The sequence below is a fragment of the Bacteroides hominis genome (assembly GCF_033042785.2).
Lineage (GTDB): Bacteria > Bacteroidota > Bacteroidia > Bacteroidales > Bacteroidaceae > Bacteroides > Bacteroides hominis.
Genome location: NZ_CP178829.1, coordinates 4,570,705 through 4,585,881, shown reverse-complemented (window position 1 = coordinate 4,585,881; position 15,177 = coordinate 4,570,705). Strand labels below are relative to the sequence as shown.

The following is a 15,177-nucleotide window of genomic DNA, read 5'->3' as shown; positions in this document are numbered from 1 at the left end:
AATACATTTATGAAGAAACTTATTTTATCGACGGTTCTGCTTGCAGCTATCTGTACAGCCGGACAGGCCCAAAAAAAAGACGACTACTATGTGAAGCACGTGGAATTTCCGCAAGATGCTACCCTTGAGCAGAAAGTCGATATGGCAGCGCGTCTTGTACCTACTCCGCAACAGCTGGCGTGGCAACAGATGGAACTGACTGCTTTCCTCCATTTTGGTATCAATACTTTTACCGGGCGTGAGTGGGGAGACGGAAAAGAGGATCCCGCACTCTTCAATCCCTCCGAACTTGATGCGGAACAATGGGTGCGTTCACTCAAAGAGGCGGGTTTCAAGATGGCTATCCTGACCGCCAAGCATCATGATGGATTTTGCCTGTGGCCTACCAGGACTACTAACCACTCCGTGGCCTCTTCTCCTTGGAAAGGCGGAAAGGGTGATGTGGTGCGTGAACTCCGTGATGCCTGTGATAAATACGGTATCAAGTTCGGTGTTTACCTCTCTCCCTGGGATCGGAATGCATCTTGTTATGGGGATTCTCCGAAATACAACGAATTCTTTATCGAACAGCTGACTGAACTGCTTACCAATTATGGTGAAGTACACGAAGTCTGGTTCGACGGAGCCAATGGTGAAGGTCCCAACGGAAAGAAACAGGAATATGATTGGACCGCCATCCTCTCTACCATCCGTCGTCTTCAACCCCATGCAGTGACTGCCATTATGGGTGACGATGTACGATGGGTAGGCAACGAACGCGGACTGGGACGTGAAACGGAGTGGAGTGCCACCGTATTGACTCCGGGCACTTATGCCCGTTGTGAAGAGCAGAACAAAGCGTTAGGTGTAAAAGCGACTTCCAAAGATTTGGGCGGACGCGACATGTTGGTTAATGCCAGAGAACTCTTCTGGTATCCTTCCGAGGTGGATGTATCGATCCGTCCGGGATGGTTTTATCATCAGCAGGAGGACGGTAAGGTGAAGAGCCTCAAGCATCTGACCGATATTTATTTCAAATCTGTGGGTTACAACTCAGTGTTGCTACTCAATATCCCTCCCGATCGGCGCGGACGCATCAGCGATGCCGACGTTAACCGTCTGAAAGAGTTTGCCGACTATCGCAAAGAAATTTTTGCCGATAACCGTGTGAAAGGCGGATTGAAACCATGGGCTGCCAAACCGGGTGATACCCATACCTATCAGCTGAAACCGAAATCGGAAATCAACGTGGTGATGCTACGTGAGGATATCTCGAAAGGACAGCGTACAGAAGCTTTTACTGTCGAGGCACTGACTGCCGGAGGATGGAAGGAGATAGCCAAAGGTACTACCGTGGGTTATAAACGTCTGATACGTATTCCGGCTATCGAGGCCACTCAACTGAGAGTGAAGATTGATGCTTGCCGTCTGACGGCTAATATCAGCGAAGTGGCTGCCTACTATGCCCGTCCGTTGGAAGAGGCGTCTGCGAAAGAAAATTGGAACGATCTGCCTCGTGCTGCATGGAAACAAGTGACTGCCTCTCCGTTGGTGATTGATCTTGGAAAAGCCGTAGAGATGGCAGGTTTCGTATATGCTCCTGCCAATGCGGAAGCGAAGCCGACAATGGCTTTCCGTTATAAATTCTATGTAAGTACCAATGGTGAAGACTGGAAAGAAGTGCCGACTACCGGGGAGTTCAGCAACATTATGCACAACCCTGTTCCGCAGACCGTTTCGTTCGGCAACAAGGTCAGTGCCCGCTACATCAAACTCGATGCCACTACACCGGACGCTACTCCGGCAAAGGTCGCTTTGAACGAAATCGGTATCCGTTTGCAGAAGTAAGTCGTTCTATTGAACAACTGCTCCGGGTTATCTGTTTGAATATAAGATATTAAACACTATTAGGTATGAAATTCTTTATTGATACGGCTAACTTGGAGCAAATCCGGGAAGCACACGATTTGGGAGTCTTGGACGGAGTAACGACTAATCCTTCTCTGATGGCTAAAGAGGGGATAAAAGGAGTCGGGAACCAGCGGAAGCATTACGTGGAGATATGTAACATCGTGCAAGGCGATGTCAGTGCCGAAGTGATCGCTACTGATTACGAAGGAATGATTCGGGAAGGAAAAGAGCTGGCAGCCCTCAATCCCCACATTGTGGTGAAGGTGCCCTGCATTGCCGACGGCATCAAAGCCATCAAGCACTTTTCCGAACAGGGCATTCGCACCAACTGTACGCTGGTCTTTTCTGCCGGTCAGGCTTTGCTGGCTGCCAAAGCGGGAGCTACGTATGTTTCTCCTTTCGTAGGACGCCTGGATGACATTTGTGAAGATGGTGTCGGACTGGTTGCCGATATTGTGCGGATGTACCGTTTCTACAATTATCCTACTCAGGTGTTGGCGGCCTCCATCCGTAGCACCAAGCATATTATGGAATGTGTGGAAGCCGGTGCCGATGTGGCGACTTGCCCGTTGAGTGCCATTAAGGGGCTGCTGAATCATCCGTTGACAGATGCCGGGCTGAAGAAATTTCTGGAAGATTATAAAAAGGTAAATGGATAAGGATTTCTGGTAACAGATGAAGCTGGCTGTATTGAAAATACCGTTTTTCAATACAGCCTTTTTTATTTGGGCTAAACCTAAAGCCCATTCAGATGTTATTTTGATAAAGTGAACATGTTAAAATAAAGACGATAGTTATGATAGATTTAGGAAGTTGGATGAATAAAATCCTTATAGGTTGGGGAGTGGACCCGAAAATAGCGAATACCTTTGATGAAACGATTATTGCCATCCTGATGATTTTTATTGCGGTCGGACTGGATTATCTTTGCCAGGCCATTTTTGTGGGTGGAATAAAGCGTCTGGCACGGCGGACTCCTTATAAATGGGATACATTGATGGTCAAACATAAAGTGATTCACCACCTGATCCATATTCTGCCGGGTATTCTGATGTATATGCTTTTGCCTATGGCATTTGTACACGGAAAGACTTTGTTGCTGGTTTCGCAGAAAATTTGTGTTATCTATATGATCTTTGCCTTGTTACTGGCTCTCAACAGCAGTCTGCTGATGTTGCTGGATATACTCAATGGAAAAGAAAAGTTGAAGAATCGTCCGATGAAAGGCTTTATTCAGGTATTACAGGTTCTTGTCTTCTTTATTGGCGGCATTGTGATTGTCTCCATAATTGTCGATAAATCTCCTGCTACGCTGTTCGCCGGGTTGGGGGCTTCTGCCGCTATTCTGATGTTGGTCTTTAAAGATAGCATTCTGGGGTTTGTGGCAGGCATTCAGTTGTCTGCCAACGATATGATACGTCCCGGTGACTGGGTGACCATCCCTTCAACCAATGCAAACGGCATTGTGGAAGAGATTACATTGAATACCGTTAAGATTCAGAATTTCGATAATACTATTTCTACCGTTCCTCCCTATTCTTTGGTGAACGGCTCGTTCCAGAACTGGCGGGGAATGACGGAATCCGGAGGACGGCGGGTGATGAAGAGCATTTTTCTTGATCTGACAACTTTGAAGTTCTGCACCCCCGAAATGCTTGATACCTTTCGCAAAGAGATACCTCTGTTGGCAGATTATCAGCCGGAGGAAGGAGTGGTGCCTACAAATTCGCAAGTATTCAGGGTATACGTAGAACGTTATCTTTGCAGTTTGCCTGTGGTAAATCAGGATCTCGACCTGATTATCAGCCAGAAGGAAGCTACTGAATACGGGGTACCTATTCAGATTTATTTCTTTTCACGTAACAAGGTTTGGAAAGAATATGAACGTATCCAATCCGATATTTTCGATCATTTTTTTGCTATGGTACCCAAGTTTGAACTGAAGGTATATCAATATTCGGATTGATTGGTTTCGAAATCGGTATATACAGGTAAGTGATCACTGTATCCTCCCTGGTATTTCATTCCGATGTAGGTGCGGAAAGGCTGCATGCCTCCGTATTTTTCATCTTTTATCAGAAGGAAAGGCAAACGCAGTACGCTTGCCTTTTTTTCCTCGGTAAAAAGCGTACCGGAAGTATCAAGCAGCGTACCGGATACAATCAGGTGATCCAGCAATCCCCATTCACCCTGATATTTATAGGAACCGAAGTTACGGTTCTTGGCTTTTCGCGCCAGTAAGTGGTACAGTTGTTTATGGTCAGGATTCTCTTCGGGAGAAAGGGCTTTCAGGACTTGTTTTACAGATTTGTCAGTGGGATAATCATTAAAATCTCCCATAATAATCAATTTGGCAGAACGGCGGACACACATTAGGCTGTCTGCCGCATTTTTCAGTTTTTGTGCCGCAAAAAGGCGATAAGGTTCTGATTGACGTGCTCCGCCCGAGCGGGAGGGTAGATGTGCCACTAATACATCCAGTGTATCACCTGTCAGCAATAATCCGCTGACGTGCAGGATATCCCTTGTCGGACGATGATTCTCAAAATTGCCGACAGGGATGGAAGAACAGGTAAGGAGTTTGAACCGGTCGCGTTGGTAAAGCAGTGCTACGTCGATACCGCGCTGGTCAGGAGAGTGTGTCATCACATAACGATAATCTGCCTCCTTAAGTGGAGAATAAAGCGTGAGATCGCGCATAACCGTATCATTTTCCACTTCACACAATCCTATCAATACCGGAAAGTTCCATTCTCCGACTGCTGCAAGAGTGCGGGCCACATTATCTATCTTCTTTTTATATCGGCTATAGCTCCAATGCCGGAGCGAATGGGGCAGAAACTCCCTGTCATTTTTGAGTGAATCGTGCCGGGTATCGAAGAAGTTTTCGGTATTCCAAAAGACGACACGAAAAGGAGGCTGATTTTGTGCAGAAAGAAAAAGTGAAGTGGAGGAAATCAGCAATAAAAAGAAAAGACGGAGCATAGATTTTAGTTCTCGTTTTGATTCACCACAGAGCACACAGATTTTTAATTTTAGAATTATCAAGTGAATTCTTCTTTGTGTCCTCTGTGGTGAAATTGATTTAGTTCTTTGCCGGAATATGTGCCAATACATCCAACAGATGCTTCCAGAATTTATCTACTGAAGGAATATGCATCCGTTCGTCCGGAGAGTGGACTCCTGTCAATGTAGGACCGAAGGAAATCATGTCCAATGCAGGATATTTATCAAGGAATAAACCACATTCCAGTCCGGCGTGAATTGCTTTCACTTTGGCATCTACACCGAACAGACGTTTATATGACTCTTCAGCTACTTTCAGGATTTCCGAGTCCGGATTGGGTTTCCATCCGGGATATCCGTCACCCCAAGTCACTTGCGCGCCTGCCAAAGTAAATACTGCACGTACAGTGTTGGCTACATCGTCGCGTGAAGAAAGAATGGAACTGCGCTGGCTGGTTTCGATACGGATAGTATTTTCCGGTTTCATCTTGACAGATGCCAGATTGGTCGATGTTTCCACCAGACCCGGGATGTCATGGCTCATGGCATAAACTCCGTGCGGGCAGGCATACAACGAAGTGATCAGGCGATAGGCTGTACTTGGGTCGATAGCCCAGTCACGACGAGGTTCCGTTTCAAGAAGAATACTCAGATCCGGTTCTATCTTATGAAGTTCGTCTTCTATTTCTGCAATAAAGACATTCAAGGCTGTGCGCACATCGTGCTTATAATGTTCCGGTACGGAGAATACAGCTGAAGCTTCACGCGGAATGGCATTTCGCAGGTTACCTCCGTTGAATTCGAAGAGGAAGAAGTCTTCCTGATAAGTATTCTGCATCAGGTACAGGAAGCGATTCAGAATCTTGTTGGCATTGCCGCGTCCCAGATGGATATCTCCACCGGAATGCCCGCCTTTCAGACCTTTCACGGTGATATGGAAGCAAAGGTGGCTGATGGGTGTCATCACCGTTTCGTATTTGAATTGGGCAACCGAGTCGATACCACCTGCACAACCGATGAAAAGTTCACCTTCATCTTCCGAGTCGAGGTTTAATAGGATTTCCCCGTTCATGAACCCCTCTTTCAGGGCAAAAGCACCGGTCAGACCTGTCTCTTCATCTACAGTGAACAGACATTCGAGAGGACCGTGCTCAATGCTGTCGTCGGCCAGAATGGCCAACTCAGTAGCTACACCGATACCGTTGTCAGCCCCCAGAGTTGTTCCTTTTGCCTTCATCCATTCCCCGTCAATCTCCGTTTCGATAGGGTCGGTCAGGAAGTCATGCTCCGTATCGTTATTCTTTTCGCACACCATGTCTACGTGTGATTGCAAGATCACTGTCTTCAGGTTTTCTTTACCCGGAGTAGCCGGCTTCTTGATAAGTACATTACCGGCTTCGTCCACTTTTGTCTCTAAATTATATTTTTCTCCGAACGCTTTTAAATAAGCGATTATCTTTTCTTCCTTCTTTGAAGGACGGGGCACCTGGCAGATTTCGTTGAAGAAGTGAAATACGCCGGCCGGTTTCAGTTCTGATTTTTCCATTCTCTTTTCTTTTTATGGAATTAAAAATTCAATTTTAACCCCTTATTGCTAAATATGGTTAATTTGCTTGCGAATTTTGAACCCGTTTCTCTTTTTTTATGGTAAAAAAGGAGGCTTAGTCAGTACAAAAGTCTATATTTGCACCCACAAAATTAATAGAAATGCTCTATACAATACTGATAACTCTGTTAATAGTTGCTATTTGCCTTGGTTTATTAGGCATAAAAGTCTTCTTTACAAAAGGCGGAAAATTTCCCAACGGGCACGTCAGCGGCAATAAAGCGTTAAGGGAGAGAGGCATAAGTTGTGCACAGTCTCAAGATCGGGAAGCACAAAAGAAACGGCGCTTTTCTATTGATGAAATTGAGAAAACCTTAAACGATAGTATGAACTAATTAATTAAAAAACTATATTTTACAAGTATGAAGAGAATGAATTACCTCATTAACGGATTTGCTGCTCTTGCATTCCTCTTTCTTTTTTCACAATGCGCTGGTAAAGCCGACAATGCTGCTCCCGCTGCTTCCGGAAATGCAAATGGCACTTCTGGTCTGAAAATCGCTTATGTAGAAGTAGATACATTGTTGTCTCAATATAATTTCTGCAAAGATCTGAATGCTGATATGATCAGTAAGGAAGAGAACAGCCGTATGGTATTAAATCAAAAAGCTAACGAACTGCGTAAATCACAGCAGGAATTCCAGAAAAAATATGAAAGCAATGCTTTTATTTCTCAGGAAAGAGCACAACAGGAATATGCACGCTTAGGTAAATTGGAGCAGGATTTGCAGGCATTGCAAAACAAACTGGCTACCGAAATGGCATCTGAAAATGCTAAAAACAGCCAGATTCTGCGTGACTCTATCAATGCTTTCCTGAAAGAATACAATAAGACTAAAGGTTATAACCTGATTATCAGCAATACCAGTTTTGATAATCTGTTGTATGCCGACAGCACACTGAACATCACAAAAGAAATTGTAGACGGACTTAACGCAAGATATGCTCCTGTGGGTAAGAAGTAAAATCCGGTTTATCATATTATGAAATAGGAGAGGCAATTCTGAAGAGGATTGCCTCTTTTTGTCTTTAAGATTATCTCTCGATTTATAGCTGTCCGTTCGATATTTTATATTATTTTGCAACAAGAGTGAAAAACAGAATACAAATGAGAAATCATTGGAGTGAAAAAATACGAAGATACCTGCAAAGTCCTTATCCGGTTGTGTATCAAAGATGGAAGGTGGTATTGATTTCTTCGTTGGTCGTATTCCTTATATTACTGGTTTTACAGCCTTTCGGAATATCGGGCATTGAGGGGCATAAGTTTTGGATACTTTTGGGCTTTATGGGTGTGACAGCAGTATTTCTGAGCATCCCCGTGTATCTTTTTGCCTGTCTGTTTCCGGAGTTTTACAAAGAAGAGGGGTGGACTGTATGGAAACAGATAGTCAATCTGTTGATGGTAATCTTATTTATTGCTGTCGGTAACTGGCTTTATTCAACATTTGTTTTTGGCTGGGGGCTGCGTTGGGATGTCTTTTGTGTTTTTGCATTGTTCACTTTGGTTATCGGACTTTTCCCTACAGTACTTTTCATTTTATTGAATCAAAACAGGTTGTTGGCTATCCATTTAGAGGAAGCGACGGAGATGAACCTCCATTTACAGCGGCCAGTATCTGCGACGGAATCTATAGAAACAACTGAAATAGTTTCTTTGCTTTCGTTCCAGGGCGGTACCAGGGAATCTTTGGAATTGGACTCTAAGGACTTGTTGTATATAGAGTCCGATGGAAACTATATCCGGGTGAACTATCAGAAAGGAGGCAGAAATATGCAGTGTCTGTTGCGGACGACCATGAAGCAGGCGGAGGAAGTAACCGGTGGGTCTCCGTTGGTGGTGAAGTGCCACCGTGCTTTTTTGGTCAATCTCCGTAAGGTGGTAAAGGTTAGTGGAAACTCACAGGGCTACCGTTTGCTTTTGGAAGGTTGTCCGGAAGAGATACCTGTATCACGGGCCTATTCCAAACAGGTTAAAGAGCTGATGGAAACTATAGTCGGCAAATAACCGTTGGTCACAAAAAGATGCAGTTCGTCACATAGGACGAGCTGCTTGTCACATATCCGGGCTGTCTGTCCCGGATATTTTTTTGCTTGGAACCGATCCTTTATGTTTGCCGGTGAAAATGTTAGCAAACAGACCACAATGAAGAGATTCTATGTAACAGTGATTGGAAGCTTGATGCTTCTCCCGGTTTCACTCGTAGCCCAAAACGTAACTACGGATACCATTTTTTTCACGACTTTAGGTGATAGTATATTGTTGGACGAGGTAGTCGTCAAAGCACATAAAACTCCCAGGGCTAACAGCCGCTGGAGCGATTTGCGACCGGTCGATCTGGTAACGGTAGGAGGAGCTAACGGAGATTTATATCGGGCTTTGCAAACCCTTCCGGGGGCTCAAATTCAGGGTGAAAGCGGTCGTCTGTTGGTGCGTGGCGGGAGCAGTAACGAAACACAGACCTATATAGACGGCATGCATGTGTTGAATCCTTATACTACAACCGGAGCGGATACTCCTGCACGAGGACGCTATTCCACTTTTATGTTCAGTGGTGTCAATCTGGCTTCCGGCGGACAGTCACAGGAGTATGGAGAGGCCTTGTCTGCTGTACTTCCTCTGGAAACCAAGGACCATAGTACGGTCAATAAACTGGGGATGAATGTTTCTACCGTCGGGTTGGGAGGAGGTGGTACGCGGGCTTTCGGGCACTCTTCACTTTCGCTGAATCTCGATTATCAGAATCTGTCACCTTATTATCGGGTTTATCCTTCCCGGACTGATTTCAAGCAGCCATACGGTATGTTTTCCGGTGCTGCCCAATATCGGTACACGCCGGATGAAAGGACTGTATTCAAATTATATGCAGGGTATGACCGTACTTCCTTTTCGAATTATGCAGATGCAGACCGTCATCTCTTCGGTTTGGGTGAAAACAATGTTTATCTGAACACTACCTTCCGCAAACGTGCCGCTTCCGGTTGGAATTGGTTTTTCGGGGCTGCGTATTCTTTTTATGACCGGCGAGTGGGAGGTACAGTGACAGGCGGGGATGCATGGAGTGAGCGGCAGCAGGAACTTCATTTGAAAGTCAGGTCCTTCCGGCAATTTACTCCTTGGCTACGTCTGGATGCGGGAGTTGAAACTTTTATCCGGTCATATCGGGATTATTATCGGTTTGAGTTGCTCTATGATGAAAACCGTATGTACCCCACGATCTGTGCAGGATTTCTTTCGTCCATTTTTTATCTGTCGGAACACTTCAAAACAGAACTGTCTTTCCGTCCGGAGTATGTTTCATTGAACCGGCGGATGAACTGGTCTCCCAGAGCTGCTGTCAGTTATGCGTGGAATCGTTTGTCAATCTCGGTTGTGGCAGGACAATACACTCAATTACCGGAAAATAAATACCTGATAAAAAACACTGCTTTGCCCTCTAATATCTGTAGGCAGACTCTCTTCAGTCTCCAATACGAACAGAGCGGGCGATTTTACAAAGCGGAGTTTTATTACAAAAATTATAAAAGGCTGGAATTGTCTGTTCCCCAAGGTATGGTTCCCGATGGATACGGATATAGTAAAGGCATTGACCTATATTTTTGTGACAATGCCCTATGGAAGAATTTTGAATACCGTTTGTCCTATTCTTATAATCTTTCAAAACGGAAATACCGGGAATATACTGAACTGACCGTTCCGCAATACGCTACCCGTCATAATGTGTCATTGGTACTGAAATACAGTGTTCCCCATCTGCGAACCATCTTCAGCGTGACCGACCGGTTGGCAAGTGGGCGTCCTTATCATAATCCGGAACTGCCGGGGTTGATGAATGATGAAGTAAAACCCTGTCATTCTTTCGATTTGGGTATCACTGTGCTGGCGAGTAAGAAGGTTATCGTACATGCCTCTGCCACTAATCTGACGGGGCGTAAGAACGAATATGGACGGATTAACGGACAGGCCGTCCGTGCTTCCAGTGACCGTTTCTTCTATCTGGGAGTTTATATCACTTTAGGTAAGAAAGTAGCTTATGATGTTTCTAATTTTTAAATATTTACCATTATGAAAACAATGATTATTTTGCTGTTTGCAGTACTAACGAGTGTGTCCGTAGCGGGTCAGAATCTGACATTGATTGTCAAAGACGTGGAGCATGTGGACGGATCTGTTTACGTGGCTATCTACTCTTCCAAACAGACCTTTATGAAGAAGCCTGTTTTCGGTTTGCGGGTAGGAGTGAAGGACCGGACGATAGAGATACCTTGTAAGGGAATTCCTGCCGGTACTTATGCCATTTCCCTCTTTCAGGATGAAAATGAAAACGGGAAGTTGGATACCGGTGCATTCGGGCGTCCTTTGGAAAAGTTCGGGTTCAGCAATGATGCCGAAGGAGTCTTGGGAGCTCCTTCGTTTGAAAAATGCTGTTTTGAACTCAAACGGGACACTACGATGGTTATTCATTTAAAGTAGTGTATCATTCGGTTTCAATTGCTGATGCAAGTGGAAGGTAGAGAGGAAACTTTGAAAAAGGGGAGCTCTTTTTTATTTAGAGAGCTCTTTCTCCTCTTCCTGCGGAATGCGAAAAGCTGTATAAAGTTCCAATATAGCTGCTATGGTGAGGCAGGCAATCCATTCGTTGCCGCGTGTGGTGAACATGAATGCACCTGTCAGTATCAATGCCAGTGCGCCGAATATCTGCTGAATGCGCAGGCGGCGGAGTGTTTTGCTTTTTGCCCGGAGCGGAGTGTTGACCTGGGCCAATGCCACAAAGCCTGCCCCGATGGTATATATATAAGGTGCATACACCCATCCGGTGATAAAGACGGCGGCTCCTACGAGAGCCATCACGGCGCCTACGGCGAAAAGTGCGGGTATCAGTTGTTTCATTCGTTCTCGTCAAATACGTAAATGTCTTCGTTGGGCTTTTTCATCAGATATTTTTCGCGCGCTATCTGTTCGATGGCTTCAGGATTGGTGCTCAACTCGTTGAGGCGCTCCGTGTTTTCTTCATACTCTGCGCGGTATTTATCAATCTCTCCCTGCAAGCGGCTGATTTCGCGTGCATAGCCGATGCGGCGGATCATACTGTTTTCGTCCAAAAAGCCGATGATGACTCCGAATGCCAGGACGGTGATCCAGTATTTATGTCTGCCTATAAACTCCCAGATTGTGATTAATTTGCCCATGATTTTCTCATTAATTCCAGATGCAAAGATAAAACTAATAACTTAAAACGTAGCATTTCCGCTCTAAAACTTATTCCGCTTCCTTTTTTCTCCTTGCACTTTTTTGCGTACATTTGCACAAACTCAAAAAACAGAGATCATCCGGAATATGGAAAACTATATCGTATCCGCCCGTAAGTATCGTCCTTCCACCTTTGAGTCGGTCGTGGGGCAACGGGCACTGACCACTACACTGAAAAATGCTATCGCCACCCAGAAACTGGCGCATGCTTATCTGTTCTGCGGACCGCGCGGAGTGGGTAAAACTACTTGTGCACGTATCTTTGCCAAGACCATCAACTGTATGAATCTTACGGCAGATGGCGAAGCCTGCAACGAATGTGAGTCGTGTGTCGCTTTCAACGAGCAACGTTCGTACAACATTCATGAATTGGATGCGGCGTCCAACAACTCGGTAGACGATATTCGCCAACTGGTGGAACAGGTGCGTATTCCGCCACAGATAGGTAAGTATAAAGTGTATATCATTGACGAGGTACACATGCTGTCGGCCTCGGCTTTCAACGCTTTCCTGAAGACATTGGAAGAACCTCCCCGCCATGCCATTTTCATTTTGGCTACAACGGAGAAGCATAAAATCCTTCCCACCATTTTGTCTCGTTGTCAGATTTACGATTTTAACCGTATCAGTGTGGATGATACCGTGAATCATCTGTCTTATGTGGCATCGAAAGAAGGAATCACGGCCGAACCTGAAGCCTTGAACGTGATTGCGCTCAAAGCGGATGGAGGTATGCGTGATGCACTTTCCATATTCGACCAGGTAGTAAGTTTCACCGGAGGTAATATCACCTACAAGAGTGTGATTGAGAATCTTAATGTGCTGGATTATGAATACTATTTCCGCCTGACAGACTGCTTCCTTGAAAATAAGGTAAGTGATGCTTTACTATTGTTCAACGATGTACTGAACAAAGGATTCGACGGTAGCCATTTCATCACCGGACTTTCATCACATTTCCGTGATTTGTTGGTGAGCAAAGATGCTGCTACACTCCAGTTGCTTGAGGTAGGTGCCAGTATCCGCCAACGTTATCAGGAGCAGGCACAGAAGTGCACATTGCCGTTCCTGTACCGGGCCATGAAACTTTGCAATGATTGTGATATGAACTATCGTACCAGCAAAAATAAACGTCTGTTGGTGGAACTGACCTTGATACAGGTTGCTCAGCTTACCGTTGAGGGGGATGACGGCAGTGGTGGGCGTGGCCCTAAACAAGCCATAAAACCCGTCTTCACGCAACCCGCCGCTGCACAGCAGCCTCAGGTAGCACCTGCCGCTTCGCAATCTCAGAGTACGAATGTCGCTGCACCTGCTGCTCCGCAGGCTGCACCCCAACAAGCCACTGCCTCTCCGGCTGTCAACATACGTCCGGGCGGAGCGGTTTCTCCACCGGGAGCTATGCCCGATGCGGTACGGATGGCGCAGTTTAAAGAAGAAAAGAAGATTCCTGTGATGAAGAAATCCAGTCTCGGACTTTCCATCAAGCATCCTCAGAAGGAGGAAGAGCAGCAGGGATCGGGAGCGGTCCATACTGTCCAGGCGCAGACACAGCAGATTGAAGAAGATTTCATCTTCAATGAACGCGATTTGAATTATTACTGGCAGGAATACGCCGGACGTATGCCGATAGAACAGAAAGCGATTGCCATGCGTATGCAGAACATGCGTCTGTCATTGCTCAATGATACGACTTTTGAGGTGGTGGTAGACAATGAAATCATTGCGAAAGATTTCACGGCACTGATTCCCAACATACAAGCATATTTGCGTGGTTCATTAAAGAACCGCAAAGTGACAATGACCGTTCGTGTCAGCGAAGCGACGGAGAATGTACGTGCCGTCAGCCGTGTGGAAAAGTTCCAGATGATGGCACAAAAGAACAGCGCATTGTTGCAACTGAAGGAAGAGTTCGGTTTGGAACTGTATTAAGGAAAGCAACCATCCGTTTTTTTGCAAGAAATACAGGTTTCTGTGCAACGTTCCGGATACTTGTTACGTCTAATAGCTATAATCAAAAAATAGAATGAATATGAAAACAATTCGTAAGAGAGGGATCAGTGCATTTCTTTTTCTGTCTTTGTTGATGTCGGCAACGTTGGTAAGTGCCCAAGGAGCGATTGTGGCAAGTGGTAAATACATAACGAAGAACGTTAAAGTGTCGGGATTCGATCGGATTCAGCTGAAAGGAAGTCCGACCATTGAATACACACAGTCGTCGGGAGGAACCAAGGTTCAGGTTACAGGATCGGACAATCTGGTCGATTTGATAGAATGCCGGGTAGAAGGAAGTACGCTGATAGTGAATATGAAGCCACATACTAATATTTCTTATGGTAAAGCGGGACGGCTGAAAGTCCTGGTTTCCAGTCCGTCTTTAAGAAGTGCTTTCCTTCAGGGGTCGGGCGATATCTATTTAGGTAATCTGAAGGCAGAAGAACTTGAGGTATCATTGGCCGGTTCGGGAGACATCGTTGCGGGAGATGTAACATGCAATGGTGATTTTTCTGCTTTGTTGAAAGGTTCCGGAGATATTGATGTGAAAGGACAGATTCGTGCTAAAAGTGTGAGTCTGACTTTGCAGGGTTCGGGTGACTTGAATGTTGTCGGTGTTACCGGGAGCGAAATCAGTGCAATGCTTCAGGGATCAGGTGATCTGAAAGTAAGAAGTGCTTATACCACATCGACCGTAACGGCAAAATTGAGCGGATCGGGTGATATGGATGTATTGGGTATCCGTGCCAATAATGTGGCGGCACAATTGGCCGGTTCGGGTGATATGACTCTGTCCGGTTCTACCCGCGATGCCACATTGGTGCTGAGCAGGTCGGGAGAACTTAATGCGCGTAAGTTGGATGCAGAGAATGTAACAGCCCGTGTCAACGGTTCCGGAGATATTACCTGTGTAGCTACAAAGACACTTGTGACTAATATTCAAGGAAGTGGTGAAGTTTCATACAAAGGAAATCCGAGTGTGCGGTCGACAGGTAAGAATCACCTGAACAGACTTTAAACACTTTGTATCCTACCTGTCGGGTAGAATACACGAAACGCCCCTTAACAATATATGTTATTCCGATTACATATATTGTTAAGGGGCGTTTCATATATTGTTATTTCATAGGGGTATATATTGGATCAAGCTTCCTGTGAGGTAAGCCGAAATAGGAACGTCCCGTATTTGACCGGATGTTATCTATATATAAAGGTGCTTGGAGGAAGATAAGGACAGTAAATAAAAAAGAGTCATAGCTAATGCCAGAATGGTAATCCTATAATAGAAAGATTTCATCAAAGGTGATTTTACATTGATAAAGATTAGGTAAAACAACTAAATGTAGGTATTGTGTTTGCATATAGATACAATATTATACCTAAATTTTGGTATTGTCCCCGCTGTGGGTATATTGTACTTTTGCGAGCT

At 45.2% G+C, this 15,177-nt stretch carries 14 protein-coding genes; 10 read left to right on the top strand and 4 right to left on the bottom strand.

Annotated features, from left to right (window positions below; genetic code table 11):
- Window positions 1-9 precede the first annotated feature (9 nt).
- The 3 genes from R3O62_RS19445 (at window position 10) to R3O62_RS19435 (ending at window position 3,856) form a co-directional block, all read left to right on the top strand.
- Entirely contained in the window at window positions 10-1,827 is a 1,818-nt protein-coding gene (locus tag R3O62_RS19445; protein ID WP_005807581.1) for an alpha-L-fucosidase, read from the top strand.
- Between the two features lie 65 nt (window positions 1,828-1,892).
- Window positions 1,893-2,549, top strand: a complete 657-nt coding sequence (fsa, locus tag R3O62_RS19440) for a fructose-6-phosphate aldolase (RefSeq protein WP_005780531.1) — start codon at window positions 1,893-1,895, stop codon at window positions 2,547-2,549.
- 137 nt (window positions 2,550-2,686) lie between these two features.
- A complete protein-coding gene (locus R3O62_RS19435) occupies window positions 2,687-3,856 on the top strand; it encodes a mechanosensitive ion channel family protein (RefSeq protein ID WP_005780530.1) in 1,170 nt (389 codons plus the stop codon).
- On the opposite strand, the gene R3O62_RS19430 is transcribed toward R3O62_RS19435, so the two are convergent.
- Window positions 3,841-4,875 (bottom strand): endonuclease/exonuclease/phosphatase family protein, encoded by a 1,035-nt coding sequence (locus tag R3O62_RS19430; protein ID WP_122200284.1) that lies wholly within the window; start codon window positions 4,873-4,875, stop codon window positions 3,841-3,843. The genes R3O62_RS19435 and R3O62_RS19430 overlap by 16 nt on opposite strands.
- A gap of 100 nt (window positions 4,876-4,975) precedes the next feature.
- Window positions 4,976-6,442, bottom strand: coding sequence for an aminoacyl-histidine dipeptidase (locus tag R3O62_RS19425; RefSeq protein WP_005780526.1), 1,467 nt, complete (start codon window positions 6,440-6,442; stop codon window positions 4,976-4,978).
- 161 nt (window positions 6,443-6,603) lie between these two features.
- On the opposite strand from R3O62_RS19425, the gene R3O62_RS19420 reads away from it, so the two are divergent.
- The 5 genes from R3O62_RS19420 (at window position 6,604) to R3O62_RS19400 (ending at window position 10,976) form a co-directional block, all read left to right on the top strand.
- Window positions 6,604-6,837, top strand: a complete 234-nt coding sequence (locus R3O62_RS19420; RefSeq protein ID WP_005807575.1) for a hypothetical protein — start codon at window positions 6,604-6,606, stop codon at window positions 6,835-6,837.
- Window positions 6,838-6,864: 27 nt separating this feature from the next.
- On the top strand, window positions 6,865-7,467 hold the full coding sequence (locus R3O62_RS19415; protein WP_022011999.1) for an OmpH family outer membrane protein: 603 nt from the start codon (window positions 6,865-6,867) through the stop codon (window positions 7,465-7,467).
- A 143-nt stretch (window positions 7,468-7,610) separates the two neighbouring features.
- Window positions 7,611-8,510, top strand: a complete 900-nt coding sequence (locus R3O62_RS19410; protein WP_032540100.1) for a LytTR family DNA-binding domain-containing protein — start codon at window positions 7,611-7,613, stop codon at window positions 8,508-8,510.
- A gap of 102 nt (window positions 8,511-8,612) precedes the next feature.
- Entirely contained in the window at window positions 8,613-10,556 is a 1,944-nt protein-coding gene (locus R3O62_RS19405; protein ID WP_317472803.1) for a TonB-dependent receptor plug domain-containing protein, read from the top strand.
- 12 nt (window positions 10,557-10,568) lie between these two features.
- Window positions 10,569-10,976 carry a DUF2141 domain-containing protein gene (locus R3O62_RS19400; protein WP_195316931.1) on the top strand — a complete coding sequence of 136 codons (408 nt, stop codon included), beginning with the start codon at window positions 10,569-10,571 and terminating at the stop codon, window positions 10,974-10,976.
- A gap of 72 nt (window positions 10,977-11,048) precedes the next feature.
- Here R3O62_RS19400 and R3O62_RS19395 read toward each other — a convergent pair whose 3' ends face one another.
- Window positions 11,049-11,393 carry a hypothetical protein gene (locus tag R3O62_RS19395; protein WP_005807567.1) on the bottom strand — a complete coding sequence of 115 codons (345 nt, stop codon included), beginning with the start codon at window positions 11,391-11,393 and terminating at the stop codon, window positions 11,049-11,051.
- Window positions 11,390-11,692, bottom strand: coding sequence for an FtsB family cell division protein (locus tag R3O62_RS19390; RefSeq protein WP_005807565.1), 303 nt, complete (start codon window positions 11,690-11,692; stop codon window positions 11,390-11,392). The genes R3O62_RS19395 and R3O62_RS19390 overlap by 4 nt, the downstream gene beginning before the upstream one ends.
- 148 nt (window positions 11,693-11,840) lie before the next feature.
- Here R3O62_RS19390 and R3O62_RS19385 point away from each other — a divergent pair, with 148 nt between their 5' ends.
- Both R3O62_RS19385 and R3O62_RS19380 read left to right on the top strand, forming a co-directional pair.
- Window positions 11,841-13,685 (top strand): DNA polymerase III subunit gamma/tau, encoded by a 1,845-nt coding sequence (locus R3O62_RS19385; RefSeq protein WP_317472802.1) that lies wholly within the window; start codon window positions 11,841-11,843, stop codon window positions 13,683-13,685.
- Between the two features lie 100 nt (window positions 13,686-13,785).
- A complete protein-coding gene (locus R3O62_RS19380; RefSeq protein ID WP_032531706.1) occupies window positions 13,786-14,766 on the top strand; it encodes a head GIN domain-containing protein in 981 nt (326 codons plus the stop codon).
- Window positions 14,767-15,177: the final 411 nt, after the last annotated feature.

What these genes read in the sequence shown, in the direction of transcription:
- R3O62_RS19390 (WP_005807565.1), bottom strand. Translation starts at nt 11,692, where the DNA reads ATGGGCAAATTAATCACAATCTGGGAGTTTATAGGCAGACATAAATAC.
- R3O62_RS19405 (WP_317472803.1), top strand. Translation starts at nt 8,613, where the DNA reads ATGTTTGCCGGTGAAAATGTTAGCAAACAGACCACAATGAAGAGATTC.
- R3O62_RS19445 (WP_005807581.1), top strand. Translation starts at nt 10, where the DNA reads ATGAAGAAACTTATTTTATCGACGGTTCTGCTTGCAGCTATCTGTACA.
- R3O62_RS19430 (WP_122200284.1), bottom strand. Translation starts at nt 4,875, where the DNA reads ATGCTCCGTCTTTTCTTTTTATTGCTGATTTCCTCCACTTCACTTTTT.
- R3O62_RS19395 (WP_005807567.1), bottom strand. Translation starts at nt 11,393, where the DNA reads ATGAAACAACTGATACCCGCACTTTTCGCCGTAGGCGCCGTGATGGCT.
- R3O62_RS19415 (WP_022011999.1), top strand. Translation starts at nt 6,865, where the DNA reads ATGAAGAGAATGAATTACCTCATTAACGGATTTGCTGCTCTTGCATTC.
- R3O62_RS19380 (WP_032531706.1), top strand. Translation starts at nt 13,786, where the DNA reads ATGAAAACAATTCGTAAGAGAGGGATCAGTGCATTTCTTTTTCTGTCT.
- R3O62_RS19400 (WP_195316931.1), top strand. Translation starts at nt 10,569, where the DNA reads ATGAAAACAATGATTATTTTGCTGTTTGCAGTACTAACGAGTGTGTCC.
- R3O62_RS19385 (WP_317472802.1), top strand. Translation starts at nt 11,841, where the DNA reads ATGGAAAACTATATCGTATCCGCCCGTAAGTATCGTCCTTCCACCTTT.
- R3O62_RS19425 (WP_005780526.1), bottom strand. Translation starts at nt 6,442, where the DNA reads ATGGAAAAATCAGAACTGAAACCGGCCGGCGTATTTCACTTCTTCAAC.
- R3O62_RS19410 (WP_032540100.1), top strand. Translation starts at nt 7,611, where the DNA reads ATGAGAAATCATTGGAGTGAAAAAATACGAAGATACCTGCAAAGTCCT.
- R3O62_RS19435 (WP_005780530.1), top strand. Translation starts at nt 2,687, where the DNA reads ATGATAGATTTAGGAAGTTGGATGAATAAAATCCTTATAGGTTGGGGA.
- R3O62_RS19420 (WP_005807575.1), top strand. Translation starts at nt 6,604, where the DNA reads ATGCTCTATACAATACTGATAACTCTGTTAATAGTTGCTATTTGCCTT.
- fsa (WP_005780531.1), top strand. Translation starts at nt 1,893, where the DNA reads ATGAAATTCTTTATTGATACGGCTAACTTGGAGCAAATCCGGGAAGCA.